Origin of the sequence: Micromonospora sp. NPDC048898, from assembly GCF_043198035.1 — a bacterium.
Taxonomy (GTDB): Bacteria; Actinomycetota; Actinomycetes; order Mycobacteriales; family Micromonosporaceae; genus Micromonospora.
In genome coordinates, this window is record NZ_JBICUF010000022.1 from 70,034 (window position 1) to 87,382 (window position 17,349).

Here is a 17,349-nt window from a genome sequence, read left to right on the forward strand (position 1 = left end):
GTCAGTCGGCGCGCCGGCCCAGTGCGTCGAGCTCGCGCAGCCCCCGGGTCCGCTGGATCACGGCGGTGAAGCTGACCTTCTCACTGGCGGCGGTGAGACCGGCGAGCACGGCGAGCAGACCGGCGCGGCCGAGCGGGCCGGTCCGGGCGGCGAGCGCGACACCGAGCAGCGCACCGAGGGCGTTCGCGCCGCTGTCGCCGAGCATCACGTCCTCGGCCAGGTCGTCGCGGAGCAGGCCGGCGGCGGCACCGGCCGCGCCGGCGGCGATCCCGCCGTGCGGGCCGCCGGTCAGCGGCGCGGTGAGCAGCAGCCCGGCCTTGAGGGCCCGGCCCGGCCGCAGGTCGAGCAGGTTGAGCAGGTTGGCCGTGCCGGCGATCACACCGGCGCCGAGCAGCACGTCGACGCCGCGGCCGACGGCCCCGTGGCGCTGCCGGCGCGGGTGGGCGGCGACGCGGGGGTCGGCGGCGAGCAGCGCGGCGGCGCCCAGCCCGGCGGCACCCACCCCGACGACCTTGACCAGGCCCGCGGTGACCCGTCCCTCGCGCAGCGCGGCGAGGTGACCGGCGAAACCCTTGGCCGCCTTCTGCTCCGGCCGTACGCCGACCACGTCGTCGTAGAGGCCGACGCCACCGGCACCGAGGCCGGCGACCAGGGCGGCCCCACCGGAGGCACCGCTGGTGGCACCGAACGCGCCGACGGCGCTCGCCCCGGCGGCGAGCGCCGGCCCGGCGGCGAGGGTCACCGTGCGGCCCCGGAAGTTGGTGCGCTCCAGTGCCGGGCCGGCCGGGGAGGTGCGCACCTCGCGCAGCGCGTAGCGCGCGGCGGCGGCACCGGCACCGGCGATCAGCAGCCGGCCCAGGACGCTCATGCCGCTGCCCTTCCGGCCGCCTCGTCGGATACGGACACGGGGGTACGTCGTTCGCTCACTGGGGCAGTCTAGGCAACAGGCCGGAGGCGGCGTTGTCGCCGACGCCGTACTGGCCGGCCTTCTTCTCGGTGAGTTGCTGCACCAGGGCGAGGCTGGTGACCAGTTGGCCCTGAACGGTGTTGGCGTTGTCGACCGTGGAGATGGTCTGCGAGAGCACCGGGTCACCGCGGACCACCGAGACCAGGTTGCCGCCGGCGGAGCCGTTGCCGGCCACCACTATCGCGCCGGTCCGGTCGAACTGCTCGGCGATCTTGACGACCGACTCGTCCCGCTTGTCGGAGTCCTTGTCGACGTACGGCTGGCCGCTGACCACGACGACCGCCTCCGCCGAGCCGGTGACCTTGTTGTTGTCGGTGGTCAGGTAGCCGGCGTTGTTGTACGCGGCGAGCACCGCCCGCCGGTCGGCGTCGCTGACCGGCGCGACGCCCTGAGCCCGGTCCAGCAGGACGCTGGCCAGCAGCGCGCTGGAGGTCTCCACGCCGTGCCCGTTGCCGGGCAGGCCGGTGGTCTGCGCGGTCGGGCGGGCCGCGGTGACGGCCAACTCCAGCAGGTTGGAGTTGTTGTCCGGGTTGACGAGCTTGTCCTGCAGATCGACCCGGCCGGTGATGGTGGCCCCGGCGAGCTGGAGCTTCTTGAGCACACCCTCGGTGTGGTCGCGCCCGTTGGGCAGGGTGAGCACCAGCACGCGCCGCCCGGTCAGTGCGCCCGGGAGGACGACCTGGGACATCTCCTCGGCGAACTCCTCTTCCAGCCCGAGCTGCTTCTCCATGTTGTTGACCTGCTGGCGCCAGTACTGGTTGTCCTTGCGCAGCCCGGTGACCTGCCCCTCGAGTGAATCGGCGACCGGGCCGTTGAGGGCGGCCGTGCCGACCACCAGGCCGATCGCCAGAGCCAGGAACACCGCGGTGAGGGACACCACGTGGTAGCGGAAGTTGATCACGCTTGCAGCCTCTTGATCGGTCGGGAACTAGAAGAGCCGGTACAGCTGGAACACGAAATTGTCCCACCACTCGGCGACCACACCCAGGTACGCCTTCCCGACGGTCGAGACAGCCACCGCGGACGCCATCGCCGCGATCGCCGACAGCACCAGCAGCAGCAGCGACGACCCGGAGATGCTCTGCCGGTAGAGCCGGCTCACGCCCTTGGCGTCGACAAGCTTGCCACCGACCTTCAGGCGGGTCAGGAAGGTCGAGGCCATCCCGCCGCGGCCCTTGTCGAGGAACTCGACGAGCGTGGCGTGGGTGCCGACCGCGACCAACAGCGAGGCGCCCTTCTCGTCGGCGAGCAGCATGGCCAGGTCCTCGCTCGTCGCCGCCGCCGGGAAGGTGATCGCCGGCACGCCGAGGCCGTTGACCCGGGGCAGGCCGGGCGCCCGCCCGTCCGGGTAGGCGTGCACGATCACCTCGGCGCCGCAGCGCAGCACGTCGTCGGTGACCGAATCCATGTCCCCGATGATCATGTCGGGGGTGTACCCGGCCTCGACGAGCGCGTCCGCGCCGCCGTCGACGCCGATGAGCACCGGCTTGAACTCGCGGATGTAGGGGCGCAGCACGTCCAGGTCGGCCTTGTAGTCGTAGCCACGGACCACGATCAGGCAGTGTCGCCCCTGGATCTGCGTCTCGATGTCCGGCACGCCCACACCGTCGAGCAGCAGGTCGCGCTCCTGACGGAGGTAGTCCATCGTGTTGGCGGCGAACGCCTCCAACTGCACCGACAGACCCTCCCGGGCGTCGGCCATCGCCTTGGCGACCGACTCGGCGTCCTGCAGGCTGCCGTGGGCCACCGGCTCGTCGCCGGAGAAGACCGTGTTGCCCTCGATGCGCACCTGGTCGCCCTCGCGGATCTGCTCGAAGACGCCCTCACCGAGGTCGTCGAGCAGCGGAATGCCGGCGGCGACCAGCACCTCCGGCCCGAGGTTCGGGTAACGGCCGGAGACCGAGGGCTTGGCGTTGAGCACCGCGCCAACCCCGACCGCGACGAGCGAATCGGCCGCGACCCGATCCAGGTCGACGTGGTCGATGATCGCGATGTCACCGGGGCGCAGCCGACCGACCAGGCGTTTTGTCCGGCGATCAAGGCGTGCGGTGCCGAGGACCTTGCCCGGGTCGGAGTTTCGGTTTCGGCGCAACGTGGGTAGACGCATCGTGACCATCCTGGCATGTGAGGCAGGCTTTTCTGTCGCGACATGCCTGAGCAGGGCCGCCTACCCAGGGAAGCACACGTCGGCACAAGCCGGTGTGCTTGCGCTCACAATACGCGGCGTCACAGCCGCCTTTCCTTGGCGGCCACGGCCAAAAGCTCCTCGGCGTGAGCGATACCCAGATCTGAATCGGGCAAACCTGCCAGCATCCGGGCCAACTCCCGGGCCCGCTCGGTGTCCTCCACCACCCGTACCCCGCTTGTCGTCACGGCCCCGCCGGTGTCCTTCGCCACCACCAGGTGCCGGTCGGCGAACGCGGCCACCTGCGGCAGGTGCGTGACGACGAGCACCTGGTGGCTGCGGGCCAACCGGGCCAACCGGCGGCCGATCTCCACCGCCGCCTGCCCGCCGACGCCCGCGTCGACCTCGTCGAAGACCAGCGTGGGCGGGCCGCCCGAGCCGGCGAAGACCACCTCGATGGCAAGCATCACCCGGGACAACTCACCGCCGGAGGCGCCCCGCTGCAACGGCAACGACGGCGCTCCCGGGTGGGCCAGCAACCGCAGCTCCACCTCGTCACCACCATCCGGCGTGACACCCACCTCGACGCCGTTGACCGCCAGCGTCGGCTCGGCGCGACCGGCCGGGCGCGGCAGCACCGCCACCTCGATCCGCGCGTGGGGCATGGCCAGACCGGCCAGCTCGACGGTGACCTGCTCGGCGAAGCGGATCGCCGCCTCCTGCCGGGAGGCCGACACCCGCCCGGCCAGGTCGGCCACCTCCACGGCGAGCCGCTGACCCTCGCGCTCCAACTCGTCGAGCAGGTCGTCGGACATGTCCAGGTCGGACAGTCGGGTGCGCGCCCGGTCGGCCCAGGCGATCACGCCGTCGACGTCGTCGGCGTACTTGCGGGTCAACGCGCGCAGCGCCGCCCGCCGCTCGTAGACGTGCTGCAGGCGGGCCGGGTCCGCGTCGAGCGTCGCCAGGTACGCCGACAGCTCCGCCGACACGTCGGTGACGAGCGTGGCCGCCTCCTCCAGTCGGGCCGCCAGCTCGCCAAGCGCCGGGTCGGTGCCGGACTGCGCCTCCAACGTCCGCCGGGCGGTGCCGAGCAGCGCCGCCGCGTCCGGGGTCTCGTCGGCGGCCTCCGCACCGCCCGCCACGCACTGCTGGGCGATCTGCGCGGCCGTCCGCAGCCCCTCGGCGTGCTCCAGCCGCTGCGCCTCGGTCTTCAGCTCGTCGTCCTCACCCGGCTGGGGATCGACCCGGGTGATCTCGTCGAGGCCGAGACGCAACAGGTCGGCCTCCTGGTTGCGTTCGCGGGCGTTGCGCCGCCGGTCGGCCAGGTCGTCGACCACCCGCCGCCACCCGGTGTACGCCTCGCGCAGCGCGTCGAGCAGCTTCTCGTGCGCGGGGCCGGCGAACCGGTCCAGTGCGGCGCGTTGCTCGGCCGGGCGCAGCAGCCGCAGCTGGTCGGACTGGCCGTGCACGGCCACGGCCTGCTCGCCGACCTCACCGAGCATCGACACCGGCATGCTCCGGCCGCCGACGTGGGCGCGCGAGCGCCCCTCCACGGTCACCGTGCGGCTCAGTAGCACCGAGCCGTCCTCGTCGGGCTCGCCACCGGCCTCGGTGATCCGCGCGTGCACGGCGTCGGCGACCCGCCCGCGCAGCCGCAACCGCCCCTCCACCACCGCCCGGCCGGGTTGGGCGCGGACCCGCCCGGCGTCGGCCCGGCCGCCGAAGAGCAGGCCGAGGCCGGTCACCACCATCGTCTTGCCCGCACCGGTCTCGCCGGTGATGACGTTCATGCCGCCGGCCAACGGCAGCGTGGTGTCCTCGATGACGCCCAGTCCGGTGATGCGCAGCTCTTCCAGCACAGCCACCGACAGTAGACGCGAGGCCCGACAGTTGACCAGCCGACGGGCCCGGGTGCGCCCGGTACCCGGCCGACGTACAGTTCTGCCCCGTGTTGGACGTGATCGGCCTGACCTCGGCTGAGGAGGAGCTCTACCGCTGCCTGCTCCAGCTCACCACGGCCCGCATCGACGAGTTGGTCGGTCGTCTGCGCCGGCCCCGTGAGCAGGTCGTCGCCCAGGTCGAGGCGCTGCGCGCCAAGGGCCTGGTGCAGGCCACCGACAACGACCCGGACGGTCCGCTGCGACCGACCGCCCCGGACGTCGCCCTCGGCGCGACGCTGCTGCGCCGCCAGGAGGACCTGGAGGCGGCCCGCCGACGGGTCACCCAACTGGCCGAGGAGTACCGGTCCGGGCTGCGCCGGCACCACGTCGACCACCTCGTCGAGGTGATCACCGGCGGTCGGGTGCTGCGGGACCGTCTGCGCGATCTGCAGAATGCGGCACGCGTCGAGGTGCTCTGGTTCTGCCGCGCCCACCCCCTGGCGATGGCCGGCCCGGAGAACGTCGAGGAGTTCGACGCGCTGGCCCGTGGGGTCCGCTACCGGGCGATCTACGAGCGTGACCTGCTGCTGGAACCGGGCGCGCTCGCCGACCTGGCCAAGGGCGTCGCCGCCGGGGAGCAGGCCCGGGTCCTGGACCGGCTGCCGGTCCGACTGGCCATCGTGGACGCCCGCATCGCCATCTGCCCGCTGGTGCCGGACCGCCTCGGCGGCGAACCGAGCGCCGCCGTGATCGGCCGCAGCCAACTGCTCGACGCGCTGCTCGCCCTCTTCGAGAGTCACTGGCGGGTGGCCACCCCGCTGCGGCTGGACGACCCGCTCGCCGTCGCGACACCCGAGGCGCGACGACCGGAGCCGGAGAACCAGCCGGGCGACGGTTACCAGCCCGATGCCGACGAGGCGCGGTTGCTGTCGCTGTTCGTGGCGGGCGTACCGGACAAGTCCATCGCCTCCCAGCTCGGGGTGAGCCGGCGCACCGTGCAACGACGGATCGCCGACCTGATGGCCGCCGCCGGCGTGGACACCCGGCCCGGGTTGGCGTTCCAGGTGGCCCGACGCGGCTGGCTCTGACACGGCAGGGCCCGCCGGCGGACCCCACCCGGGCGGGACGGCCCCTGCCGCCCCGCCCGGTGCGGGTCAGCGCAGCCCGTACGCCTGGAGCACCGTCTGGTCGACGGTGTTCCCGGCCCGGTCGGCGGCGTGCACCCGCAGCGACACCGTTCCGCGCCCCGCCGGCACTGTCGCGGTGTACCGGGTACCCGATCCCCTGGTCGGCGCGTCGCGCCAGGTGACGCCCCCGTCGAAGGAGACCTGCACGCGGACGCTGGCGCCCCTCGGCGCCGGCACCCCGGCCGGCTGCCGCAGGGTCAGCCCGAGCTGGTGCGACCGGTTGCCGCGTACCGTGCCGAGCAGGTCGGCAGGCACCCGGTAGTCGACCTGGAGCAGCGACAACGGCGTGGCGGCGTCGCCCGCCGGTCGGGCCGAGGTGAACTCCCAGGCCGTGTCGGTCCGGGTGCCGTAGCGCCACTCGTCCGAGGAGCGCCTGGTGGTCAGGTCCAGCCGGTAGCGGGCCGCCCCGGCGGTGGTGGGCACCGGCGCCCAGCCGTCGGCGAGGTCCGCGATCTGCTGCCCGTTGCGGCTGACCCGCGCCGCGACAGTGTCCGACTCCTCGCTTCCGCCGGCCGGGCTGTAGTTTCCGTCGGCGTCGACGAACTCGGCCACCTGCAGGTCCAGGGTGTCCCCGGTACGGGCCGGCACCGGAACCCCGCCGCCGGCCGGCACGGCCGGCCGGATCACCGGGGCGTGCCAGCTCTCGGTGTCCCGGTCGTCGGCGGCGTACTGCCGGGGCCGCTGGGTGAGCCCGCCGAGCAGGCGTCCCCAGGACCAGGTCACCTTGTGCAGGACCTGGTGCTGCCACCAGAAGTCCCCGGAGCTGACGAACTCCTGCCGGGTGGTCCCGGTACGCACCAGCCGCTGGTCGTCGTTCCAGGAGGTCTCCTGCCACGGACGCCAGCCGAACCGCTGCTCGGTGGCCCATTCCGCACCGCCGACGTCACCGTAGTTGGCGGTCACCTCGGCCGTGTTCTTCGCGGTGACCGTGTGCACGATCCGCTCCGGCACCCGACCCTTCGCAACCTGCCACACGTCGTAGAGGTACGGGCTGTCGACGGTCAACGTCAGGTCCAACGTCGCCCGGCCCCTCCTGGCCTCCGCGATCAGCCGCTGCCCGTCGTCGTGTGCGACCACCAGCGACGGGATCGGCAGCCGGTCCCCGACCGGCTGCCACACCGTCCACGCGCTGAAGTCCGCCGGCCGAACGATCAGCACGACGGCGGCGCCGGCGGCGGCTGCAGCCGCGATCTGCTCCTCCTCGGAGCGGTCCGGGCTGCCGGACAACAGCGCGGCGGCACCCCGCACCCGGGTCAGCTCGGCGGGCTTCCCGGTGCCGGCCCACACCAGCGGCAGCTTCCGCCGGTCGCTCGGCGCCGGCGAATACCCCATCAGGTTGATGTCCAGCGGACCGGACACTCCGCTGATCTTCGCGTCCACCATCGGCTTGACCAGCTGCCAGCGCGACGAGAACTCGAACTCCCCCTTGCTCACCGGACGCGTCGGCGTGACGTTGACCTGCTGAACGGTGCTGTAGGTCATCACCCCGTGGTCGATCTGCCGGCCGTTGCCGAAGACCCGGTGCTCGTAGAAGCTGATCGTCGACCGCTGCTCGGTGGGTTTCGGCGTCTCGATCCGCACCGGGGTGCCCTTGCGCGGGTCGAGCACCACTGTGAGGTCCCGGTCGACAAGCAGCTCCGGGTCGGTGACCAGGGTGATCTGCTCGTCCAGCGGGGCACCGTGCTCGATCAACGCCTCGACCAGGTAGGGGCCCTCCTCGACCTGGACGCGCACCTCGCCGCCGACCCAGCCGAGCCAGTCGGATTCGGGCTGCTCACCGAAGAGGGTGAGCACCGACGCGAGACCCGGCTGACCCTGCATGTCCAGCGCCCGCACGGTCACGATGTGCAGCGGACCGCTGAGGGTCAGCGCGACGGCGGTGCGCACCGCGACGCCGTCCGCGCTGGTGGCGACCAGCCACCCGCTGTGCAGACCCCGGTCCAGCTTCGCCGGGTCGGCCCGCAGCGGCACGGCGACGCTACCACCGGCCGGTACGGTCACCTCGGCGCCGCCGACGGTGACGCCGTCGGTCTCGGCCGCACGGGTGTCCAGGTTGCGCAGCTCCAGGGCCAACCGCAGGGTCAGCGGGGCCGTACCGCCGTTGGTGTACGTCACGGTCCGCTCGACCGTCGCACCACCGGTGCTGAGCCGGCCGAAGTCGGCGGTGGCCGACCCGTACGCCCGCTGGCCGAGCGCGCGGGCCACGTCGACCCGGCCGGCGCCCTGCTCGAAGACGGTCAACGCCGGGTTCGCCTTCGTGGTGCTGACCAGCGCGTCCTTGAGCTTCGTGGCCGGCCAGTCCGGGTGTTCCTGGGCGAGGATCGCCGCCGCTCCGGCAACGTGCGGGGTGGCCATCGAGGTGCCGGAAGCGGTCGTGTACGCGTCGTCCACCGGCGTACCCATGGCGGTGCCGGCGGCCCGGGCCGCGATGATGCCGACGCCCGGCGCGGTGATCTCGGGCTTGAGACCGTTGTCGCCGAGGCGCGGTCCCCGGCTGGAGAACTCCGCCAGGTTGTCGGTGCGGTCCACCGCGCCGACGGTGAGCGCCGCCGCGGCCGCGCCGGGCGCGCCGACGGTACGCGCGGCGCCCGAGTTGCCGGCGGCGACCACGAACAGCGCGCCGGTCTCGGCGGTCAGGTCGTTCACCGCCTGGCTCATCGGGTCGGTGCCGTCGGTCGGGTCGCCACCGAGGCTCATGCTGACCACCTTCGCGCCGGAGTGGGCGGCCCACTCCATGCCCGCGATGATGGACGAGCTGTAGCCGGAGCCACTGTCGTCGAGCACCTTGCCGACCAGCAACCGGGCACCCGGGGCGACGCCCTTGCGTCTCCCGTCCGACGCCGCCCCGCTGCCGGCGATGGTGGCGGCCACGTGGGTGCCGTGGCCGTGCCCGTCACGGGCGCTGCCGCTGCCGGAGAAGTCCTGCGCCTCGGCGATCCGACCGGCCAGGTCGGGGTGGGTGGAGTCGACACCGGTGTCGAGCACCGCCACCTTCACGCCGGCACCGTCCCGGCCGGCGGCCCAGGCGATCGGGGCGCCGATCTGCGGCACGCTGTGCTCCAGGGTCGGGCGGACCTTCCCGTCCAGCCAGATCCGGGCGACACCGGCGCCGAGCCGGGCCGGTGAACCGGCGGTGGCACGCTGCCCGGGTGCGCCGCGCAGCGACGTCCACAGGCCACCCAGGTCACCCTTGCCGACCCGCAGTGCGGCACCGTTGATGCTCTCCAGGGGACGCGCGTCGGTGGCGCCGGCCAGCGGCCTGACCCGGCCGGCGGCCGGCTCCTGGTAGCGGACGATCAGCGGCAACGCGCCCTGCGCGGCGTCGCCGTACCCGTCGGCGGCCAACTCCTGCACGTCGAACAGGTCGGGATCGAGCACCCCCGCGGACAGGTACGGCATGACGTCGCTGGGCAACACCCGCAGCCCGCCGTCGACCTGCACCGTCTGGAAGGTGATCCGGTTCCGGCCGGGGCCGGGGCGGACGCTGGCGGTGACCCGGCCGGGTGCCGCCCGCAGCAGGTCGACCTGGTCACCGGTGATCAGGGTGATGCGTTCGGGCGCGGCGCCCGACGTGGGAGCGCCCGGGTTCGGGCTGGTGGGCCGGACGGGCGGGTCGGCGGACGCCGGTGTGGCGAGGCCGACCACCAACGCGCCGACCGCGCCGACGGCGAGCCAGCGGGGGGACCAGTGCATGCGATGTGCTCCTCTACTCCTCCAGGCCCACCGTCCGTGGACGAGGGCCGATCGGAGTCTGCGACGGAGCCTGTCATCAGGTCACTAGTCGCCAGCCGCCGCAGCGGCGACATGTCGTCAGGTGGACAACCGCCGTCCACCGAGCGTGTGCGCCGCGGTCACCGGCGGCTGCCGCGCCAGCCGTGCACCGGAAGGCCGAACTTGGCGACCAGCCGGTCGGTGAACGGGCGGGCCCGCAGCCGCACGATGCGCACCGGCAGCGCACCCCGGCGCACCGTCACCCGGGCGCCGGGCGGCAGGTCGTAGACGCGCCGCCCGTCGCAGGAGAGCACCGCGAGGGTGGTGAACGGGTCGACGGTGATCACGAAGGTGGACGTCGGGGCGGTGACCAACGGGCGGCTGAACAACGCGTGCGCGCTGATCGGCACCAGGAGCAGCGCCTCCACCTCCGGCCAGACCACCGGGCCGCCACCGGAGAACGCGTACGCGGTGGAGCCGGTGGGGGTGGCGCACACGACACCGTCGCAGCCGTAGCGGGACAGTGGTCGCCCGTCCACGTCGACGAGCAGTTCGAGCATCTGCGCCCGCTCGCCCTTCTCGATGCTGATCTCGTTGAGCGCCCAGGACTCGATTGTCGGCCCGCCGTCGAACTCGGCTGTCACGTCCAGGGTCAGCCGCTCGTGGACGCTGTAGTTGCGCCCGACGACGTCGCGCACCGCGCTGTCCAGGTCGTCGATCTCCGCCTCGGCCAGGAAGCCCACCTTGCCGAGGTTGATGCCGAGCAGCGGCGCCTTCGCCGGCCGGGCCAGCTCGGCGGCACGCAGGAAGGTGCCGTCCCCGCCGAGCGCGAAGACGATCTCGGCGCCCTCGGCGGCCTGCGGGCCGGTGACCGGCACCACGCCGGGCAGGTCGAGGTCGTCGGCCTCGTCGGCCACCACCCGTACCTCGAAACCCGCGGCGATCAGGTCGGCCGCGACCGACCGGGCGTGCTCGGTGCTGCGCCGACGGCCGGTGTGGGTCACCAGCAGAGCGGTCCGGCTCATCGGGCCACCCGCCCGACCGGGCGGCGATGCGCCACCGTCGCCCCGGCACCACCGCGTGTCGTGCCAGTGCCCTCGCTACGCGTGTTCACCCTGCGACCTCCTCCGCCGCCGCCACGCCCGGCACGTCGCCGGCCGTCGTCGGGCCGTCCGGCCCGGCCGCCACCACGGCCCGCACCCGCTGCGGGTCGGCTGGTGCGGCGCCCCGGCGCAACCATACGAAGAACTCCACGTTGCCGCTGGGCCCGGGCAGCGGACTGGCCGCCACGTCGGCCAGCCCGAGGCCGAGCCGCTCGGCCGCCGCCGCCACGTCCAGCACCGCCTCGGCACGCAACTCCGGGTCGCGGACCACACCACCGGCACCGACCCGGTCCTTGCCGACCTCGAACTGCGGCTTGACCATCAACGCCAGGTCACCGTCGTCGCGGGTGCAGCCGGCCAACGCCGGCAGCACCAGCCGCAGCGAGATGAACGACAGGTCGGCCACCGTGAGGTCGACCGGCCCGCCGATCGCTTCCGGATCGAGGGTACGGACATTGGTGCGCTCCAGGACGCGAACCCGCTCGTTCGTGCGCAGCGGCCAGGCGAGCTGCCCGTAGCCGACGTCCACGGCCACCACCTCGGCGGCGTCGGCGCGCAGCAGCACGTCGGTGAAGCCACCTGTCGACGCGCCGGCGTCCAGGCAGCGCCGGCCGGCGACACGCAGCCCACCGGCCCGGAACGCGGCAAGCGCGCCGGCGAGCTTGTGCCCGCCCCGGGAGACGTACTCCTCGGTCGGGTCCTCGCCGGTGACCAGCAGCGGGTCTGCGGGGTCGACCATCGCGGCGGCCTTGCGCGCGACGACCCCACGCAGCTGGACGCGGCCGGCCTCGACCAGCGCGGCGGCCTGCTCCCGGGAGCGGGCCAGACCGCGGCGGACGAGTTCGGCGTCCAGCCGGTTGCGACGTGCCATGGGTGGTTCTCCGGTCTGCTCAGGCCTGGCGTTCCACTCAGGTCTGGTCGATGGTGGCGAGGGTCTCCCGCAACGTCTCGTAGGCCGCCTCGTACTGGGCGATCTGGTCGGCCGGGGCCAGCGTCGCCGCGTTGGCCATGGCCTGCACCGCGGCGTCCACCGCCGGGTGCCGCGCCGCGTCGTCCCCGATGTCGGGCAGCGGGCCGGGACGGGCTGCTCCGCCGAACGGCGGCCCGGGACGGGCCGCTGCGCCCACCGGCGGGCCGGGCCGGGCTGCTCCGCCCACCGGTGGCCAGGGACGGGCTGCTGCGCCCACCGGCGGGCCGGGCCGAGGTGCTTCGCCAGCCGGCGGAGGAGCGGGCCGGGCTGCTCCGCCCGGCGGGGGCGGGCCCGGCCGGGTCGGGAACGACCCGCCGGCCGGTGGACCGGGCCGGCTCATTCGGCGTCGTCCGGAGGCTGCTTGCGGACCGCCTTCTTGGCCGGCATGTCCGCGGGAGTGGGGGGCTCGTCGGCGGTGCGGCTGATCGTCGCCGGTGGCTTCTTCGCGATGGCCTTCTTGGCGACCGCCTTTTTCGCCACGGCCTTCTTCGCCACGGCCTTCTTGGCCACCGGGGCACCCGCGGGGGCGTCCGACGGCACGAGGCCGGTGCCGGGCCGCGCGGCGAGCGTCGGGTCGGCCTGCGCGCCGGGGCTGGTCGTCGGCGCGGCCTCCGGCTCAGCGGCGGCCGGCGGCGCGGTGGCGGCCGCCGCGGCGGTCGCCGGCTCAGTGGCGGTTGGCGGCTCAGTGGCGGTTGGCGCGGTGGCGGTCGGCTCCACGGCGCGCGCCTCGCGTAGCTGCCGTTCCAGGTCGCGCACCCGTCGGGTCAGCTCGGCCACCTCGTCGGCGGTGGCCAACCCGACCGCGCCGAGGGCCCGGTCGACCTCGAAACGGACCAGCTTGGTCAACGCCTCTCGGTTGGCGGCGCCGGTGGTGACCAACTCCTCGCCGAGGGCCTGGAGTTGGGCGGCGGTCGCGCCGCCGGAGCCGACGAGGCGACGTGCCGCGTCCTGGGCCTTCTTCCGGGGCGCCTCCGTCAGGCCCATGGCCAGCTCGAGGTAGGCGCGCCACGCGTCCTGCATGCCTGAGTCCTTCCACGGGGCGAGGTGTGCAGGTGTCACGCTACCGGGCACCCCGGACCGTGCCGTGCGGTACGGTGCCGAGGACGGCGTGGCGATCAGCGAGGGGGAGATGTGGCCAGCGTGGACGAGTGCCGGCAGGCATTGCAGGAGCTGGCCGCCCGGCTGGATCGCAACGCCGAGACGGTGCGTGAACGGATCGACCTGGATCGCACCCTGGCCTGCCGGATCACCGACCTGGACACCGCCTTCCACGGCCGGATCACCGGCGGTCGACTTGTCGAGTTGACCGACGGCGACGACCCCAAGGCCAAGATCGCGCTGAGCACGTCCAGCGACGACCTGCTCGCCCTGGTCCGCGGCGACCTGGACGTCACCAGCGCAGTGACCTCCCGCCGGGTGTCGATCAAAGCCAACCCGTTCGACCTGCTGAAGCTCCGTAAGCTTCTCTGACGACCCCGGTCAGGCGGCGGCGGTCAGACCGAAGCTCTCCAGCGCGTGGGCCGCGTCCGGGCCGATCGGCCGGATCGGCGGCAGCGCCGGCTCCGGTGCCGACCAGGCCACCGCGCAGAGCGCGGCCAACGCGTCCAGTGGCCGACCCGAGCCGGCCAGCTCCAGGGTGCCGTCGCGGTCGGTCACGGACCAGCCGCCGGCGTCCGCCGGGCCCGGGACCCGCACCGCGGCAGCCGGGTCGAAGAGCCCCGCCAGGTCCCTCGCGACGTACGTGGGACGCCGCCGCGGTTCGGCGGCCAGCAGCTCCGGTACGCCGCTGACGCCGGTGAGCACCAGCAGGCTGTCCAGACCGGCACGGCGGGCACCCTCGATGTCGGTGTCCAACCGATCGCCCACCACCAGGCTCCGGCCACCGTCAGCGCGCCGGGCGGCGGTCTCGAACAGCGCCGACTCCGGCTTGCCGACCACCACGTCCGGGTCCCGTTCCAGCGCCGTGCGCAGCACCGCGACCAGCGAACCGTTACCCGGTAACGGTCCTCGCCCACTGGGCAGGGTCCGGTCGGTGTTGGTGGCGATCCAGAGCGCACCGCCTCGCACCGCGATCGACGCTTCGGCCAGCTCGGCCCAGCCGACCTGCGGCCCGTACCCCTGCACCACCGCGGCCGGACTCTCGTCGGCCTTGCTGACCGGGGTCAGGCCGACCGCGCGCAGCTCGGCGCGCAGGGCCTCCGCCCCGACCACCAGCACCGGTGTGCCGGCGGGCAGCCGGTCCCGCAACAGCTCGGCCGAGGCGGCGGCGGAGGTGAGCACCTCCTCCGGCCGGGCCGGCACACCCATCCCCGTCAGCAGGTCGGCGACCTCACTGGACCGGCGGGAGGCGTTGTTGGTGGCATACGCCACCGCCCGCCCCTCGTCGTGCAGCCGAGCCACCGCCTCGACGGCACCGGGGATCGGCCGGTCGATCAGGTAGATCACACCGTCCAGGTCGAAGACGACAAGCGTGTACCCGTCGACCAGCCGCTCCCCCGCGCCCGCGTTCACCGCTGCGTCGGCTCCGACTCGTCGCCCCGGGTGGGGGCGGTTGCGTCGCCGTTCACCGCGTCGCCGTTCACCGCGTCGCCGGACGTCACGCCGTCGGCGGCGGCAGTGTCCGCCGTGGCGGTGCCGGCCTCGTCCGGGTGACGGTCCTCGTCCTCGTCGACGGAGTCCTCGTCGTCGCCGGGGCGGCCGACAGCACCGTCCCGCTCGTCGTCGTCGAAGTCTTCGTCTTCGTCGTCTTCGTCGTCTTCGTCGTCGCGGTCGTCGTCCTCGTCGCCGTCGTCGTCGAAGTCTTCGTCGTCCTCGTCGTCCTCGTCGTCCTCGTCGTCTTCGTCGCGGTCGTCGCCGGTCAGGTCGGCGTCCGGCTGGGCCGGAACCGCGCCGGGAGCACCCGGCCCCGCGGCGATCTCCTCGGCGGCCTCGTCCTCGTCGTCGCCTTCGATGACCACGCCGTCGAGTTCCAGCAGCCGCTCGGCGGCGTCGGTCTCGCCCTCGGTGTCCACGTCAGCGGCACGGGAGAACCACTCGCGGGCCTCCTCGCGTCGACCCACGGCCAGCAGCGCGTCGGCGTACGCGTACCGCAGCCGAGCCGTCCACGGCACCGTGGCCTCACTGGTGAGGTCCGGGACCTGGAGCATCGCGACCGCGGCGTCCTTCTGCCCGAGGTCACCCCGGGCGCCCGCGGCGACGATGAGCAGCTCGATCGCGACGGCCTGGTCCAACTTCTCCCGGTCAGCGCCGCGGAACAGGTCGATGGCCCGCTCCGGCCGGCCGAGCGCCCGCTCACAGTCCGCGAGCACGGCCAGGTGGCTCTGCAGACCACTCATCCGGTGGTACGTGCGCAGCTCGGCGATCGCCGACTGCCACTCCCCGGCGTGGTACGCGGCAAGACCCACCGCTTCGCGGACCGCGGAGATGCGCGACGCGAGCCGCCGGGCGGCCAGCGCGTGCGCCAACGCCTCGGCCGGGTCCTCGTCGATCAGCTGACCGGTCGCGACCAGGTGCCGGGCCACCGTCTCGGCGACCGGCTTGTTCAGCGAGAGCAGCTCAGCGCGAACGTCCTTGTCGAGGTCTGTCGCGAGGATGTCGTCCGGCAGGGCCGGGGCAGAGGTACGCCCGCCCTCGAACGACTCGGAGCCACCAGCGCGGTCGTCGCGGCGGAACTCGCCCTCGCGACGCGGCCGCTCGTCGGCCCGGAAAGCACCCGCCCGGTCGCCGCCACGGTAGCCACCCTCGCGGTCGCCGCCACGGAAACCACCCTCGCGCGGGCCGCTGGGACGCGAGCCGTCCCGGTCGCCACCACGGAAGCCGCCCTCACGGGGTGCGCCACGGAAACCGCCTTCGCGAGGCGCGCCGCCTTCACGACGGTCACCGCCCCGGAAACCACCGTCGCGGTCCCCACCGCGGAAGCCACCCTCGCGGTCACCGCCACGGAAGCCGCCTTCACGACGGTCGCCGCCGCGGAAGCCGCCCTCGCGAGGAGCGCCGCCGTCACGCGGTCCACTCGGCCGGTCACCGCCACGGAAGCCACCCTCACGACGATCCCCACCACGGAAACCACCGTCGCGGTCGCCGCCACGGAAGCCACCCTCGCGCGGGCCGCTGGGACGCGAGCCGTCCCGGTCGCCACCACGGAAGCCACCTTCACGACGGTCACCGCCACGGAAACCACCGTCGCGGTCGCCGCCACGGAAACCACCCTCACGGGGAGCGCCGCCGTCACGCGGTCCACTCGGCCGGTCCCCACCACGGAAGCCACCCTCACGACGATCCCCACCACGGAAACCACCGTCGCGGTCACCGCCACGGAAACCACCCTCGCGCGGGCCGCTGGGACGCGAGCCGTCCCGGTCACCGCCACGGAAACCGCCCTCACGACGGTCGCCGCCACGGAAGCCACCCTCGCGGTCACCGCCACGGAAACCGCCTTCACGACGGTCCCCACCGCGGAAACCACCGTCGCGGTCGCCGCCGCGGAAAGCACCCTCACGGGGAGCGCCGCCGTCACGCGGTCCACTCGGCCGGTCCCCACCACGGAAGCCGCCCTCGCGACGGTCACCGCCGCGGAAGCCGCCACCGTCGCGGGGGGCGCCAGGCCGGGAACCCTCGCGGAAGCCGCCCTCGCGGCGGTCGCCACCGCGGAAACCACCCTCGCGGTCACCGCCACGGAAACCGCCCTCACGGGACGGGCCGGAGCGGGTGCGGTCGCCACCCTGGTAGCCGCCCTCGCGGCGATCGCCGCCACGGAAACCACCCTCACGGGGAGCGCTGGAACGCGAGCCGTCCCGGTCACCACCACGGAACCCGCCCTCACGGCGATCGCCGCCCCGGAAACCACCCTCGCGGTCACCGCCACGGAACCCACCCTCACGCGGGGCGCCCGAGCGCGAACCGTCCCGGTCGCCGCCACGGAACCCACCCTCACGGGGAGCACCCGAGCGCGAACCGTCGCGGTCGCCACCTCGGTAACCACCCTCGCGCGGGGCGCTGGAACGCGAACCGTCGCGGTCGCCGCCACGGTAACCACCCTCACGCGGGGTGCTGGAGCGCGAACTGTCCCGGTCGCCGCCACGGGAACCAGAGTCGCGGCCGCCGGCGTATCCGCCGCGGGCGCCGCCACCGCTGTCGCGGTCTCCCCGGTACGGGGGCCGGTCTCGGTCATCGCGGCGCGGGCCGCGGTCGCGTCCGCCCGCACCGTCAGTACGGTCTTCGTAGCGACGGGGACGGTCTCCGCCCTGCGGTCCTGAACTCACAGGTACATCCTTCCTGATTGCGCCACCAATGGCGCTACGCAGTCGAGGGCCGACCCGGATGGGGCGGCCCTCGACTGGAAGATTGTCCGGCGGCGGGCAAAACAACCACACCCACACCAGTTCCGTACCCACGGCGCGGGAGGGG

General features: G+C 74.0%; 14 protein-coding genes. 2 read left to right on the forward strand and 12 right to left on the reverse strand.

Annotated elements, in window-relative coordinates; genetic code table 11:
• Position 1 precedes the first annotated feature (1 nt).
• The 4 genes from ACGFIQ_RS33280 to recN all read right to left on the reverse strand — a co-directional run bounded on the left by ACGFIQ_RS33280 (position 2) and on the right by recN (position 4,951).
• Positions 2 to 868 (reverse strand): hypothetical protein, encoded by an 867-nt coding sequence (locus ACGFIQ_RS33280; protein ID WP_393249830.1) that lies wholly within the window; start codon positions 866 to 868, stop codon positions 2 to 4.
• Between the two features lie 55 nt (positions 869 to 923).
• Positions 924 to 1,868, reverse strand: a complete 945-nt coding sequence (locus ACGFIQ_RS33285) for a copper transporter (protein ID WP_357080549.1) — start codon at positions 1,866 to 1,868, stop codon at positions 924 to 926.
• A gap of 27 nt (positions 1,869 to 1,895) precedes the next feature.
• Positions 1,896 to 3,074 (reverse strand): putative cytokinetic ring protein SteA, encoded by a 1,179-nt coding sequence (steA, locus tag ACGFIQ_RS33290; protein ID WP_357080546.1) that lies wholly within the window; start codon positions 3,072 to 3,074, stop codon positions 1,896 to 1,898.
• Positions 3,075 to 3,193: 119 nt separating this feature from the next.
• The gene (recN, locus tag ACGFIQ_RS33295) at positions 3,194 to 4,951 is read right to left on the reverse strand and encodes a DNA repair protein RecN (protein ID WP_357523173.1); all 1,758 of its coding nucleotides are present in this window, start codon (positions 4,949 to 4,951) and stop codon (positions 3,194 to 3,196) included.
• A gap of 89 nt (positions 4,952 to 5,040) precedes the next feature.
• Between recN and ACGFIQ_RS33300 the strand changes: the two genes are divergently transcribed.
• On the forward strand, positions 5,041 to 6,060 hold the full coding sequence (locus tag ACGFIQ_RS33300) for a helix-turn-helix domain-containing protein (RefSeq protein ID WP_393249833.1): 1,020 nt from the start codon (positions 5,041 to 5,043) through the stop codon (positions 6,058 to 6,060).
• Positions 6,061 to 6,126: 66 nt separating this feature from the next.
• On the opposite strand, the gene ACGFIQ_RS33305 is transcribed toward ACGFIQ_RS33300, so the two are convergent.
• The 5 genes from ACGFIQ_RS33305 to ACGFIQ_RS33325 all read right to left on the reverse strand — a co-directional run bounded on the left by ACGFIQ_RS33305 (position 6,127) and on the right by ACGFIQ_RS33325 (position 12,963).
• Complete coding sequence (locus ACGFIQ_RS33305; RefSeq protein WP_393249835.1) at positions 6,127 to 9,852, reverse strand: S8 family serine peptidase; 3,726 nt, start codon at positions 9,850 to 9,852, stop codon at positions 6,127 to 6,129.
• 158 nt (positions 9,853 to 10,010) lie between these two features.
• Positions 10,011 to 10,895: an NAD kinase gene (locus ACGFIQ_RS33310; RefSeq protein WP_393249837.1), complete on the reverse strand. Its 885-nt coding sequence runs from the start codon at positions 10,893 to 10,895 to the stop codon at positions 10,011 to 10,013.
• Between the two features lie 85 nt (positions 10,896 to 10,980).
• On the reverse strand, positions 10,981 to 11,844 hold the full coding sequence (locus ACGFIQ_RS33315) for a TlyA family RNA methyltransferase (protein WP_393249839.1): 864 nt from the start codon (positions 11,842 to 11,844) through the stop codon (positions 10,981 to 10,983).
• Between the two features lie 37 nt (positions 11,845 to 11,881).
• Entirely contained in the window at positions 11,882 to 12,130 is a 249-nt protein-coding gene (locus tag ACGFIQ_RS33320; protein ID WP_393249841.1) for a hypothetical protein, read from the reverse strand.
• A gap of 149 nt (positions 12,131 to 12,279) precedes the next feature.
• The gene (locus ACGFIQ_RS33325) at positions 12,280 to 12,963 is read right to left on the reverse strand and encodes a phasin family protein (protein ID WP_393249843.1); all 684 of its coding nucleotides are present in this window, start codon (positions 12,961 to 12,963) and stop codon (positions 12,280 to 12,282) included.
• A gap of 111 nt (positions 12,964 to 13,074) precedes the next feature.
• Between ACGFIQ_RS33325 and ACGFIQ_RS33330 the strand changes: the two genes are divergently transcribed.
• Complete coding sequence (locus ACGFIQ_RS33330; RefSeq protein ID WP_088947517.1) at positions 13,075 to 13,413, forward strand: SCP2 sterol-binding domain-containing protein; 339 nt, start codon at positions 13,075 to 13,077, stop codon at positions 13,411 to 13,413.
• Positions 13,414 to 13,422: 9 nt separating this feature from the next.
• On the opposite strand, the gene ACGFIQ_RS33335 is transcribed toward ACGFIQ_RS33330, so the two are convergent.
• From ACGFIQ_RS33335 to ACGFIQ_RS33345, 3 genes are read right to left on the reverse strand one after another with little or no spacing between them, the layout of a single operon-like run.
• The gene (locus ACGFIQ_RS33335; RefSeq protein ID WP_393249845.1) at positions 13,423 to 14,454 is read right to left on the reverse strand and encodes an HAD-IIA family hydrolase; all 1,032 of its coding nucleotides are present in this window, start codon (positions 14,452 to 14,454) and stop codon (positions 13,423 to 13,425) included.
• Positions 14,451 to 15,464, reverse strand: a complete 1,014-nt coding sequence (locus ACGFIQ_RS33340) for a tetratricopeptide repeat protein (protein ID WP_393249847.1) — start codon at positions 15,462 to 15,464, stop codon at positions 14,451 to 14,453. The genes ACGFIQ_RS33335 and ACGFIQ_RS33340 overlap by 4 nt, the downstream gene beginning before the upstream one ends.
• A gap of 20 nt (positions 15,465 to 15,484) precedes the next feature.
• Positions 15,485 to 16,807: a hypothetical protein gene (locus ACGFIQ_RS33345; RefSeq protein WP_393249849.1), complete on the reverse strand. Its 1,323-nt coding sequence runs from the start codon at positions 16,805 to 16,807 to the stop codon at positions 15,485 to 15,487.
• Between the last annotated feature and the right edge of the window lie 542 nt (positions 16,808 to 17,349).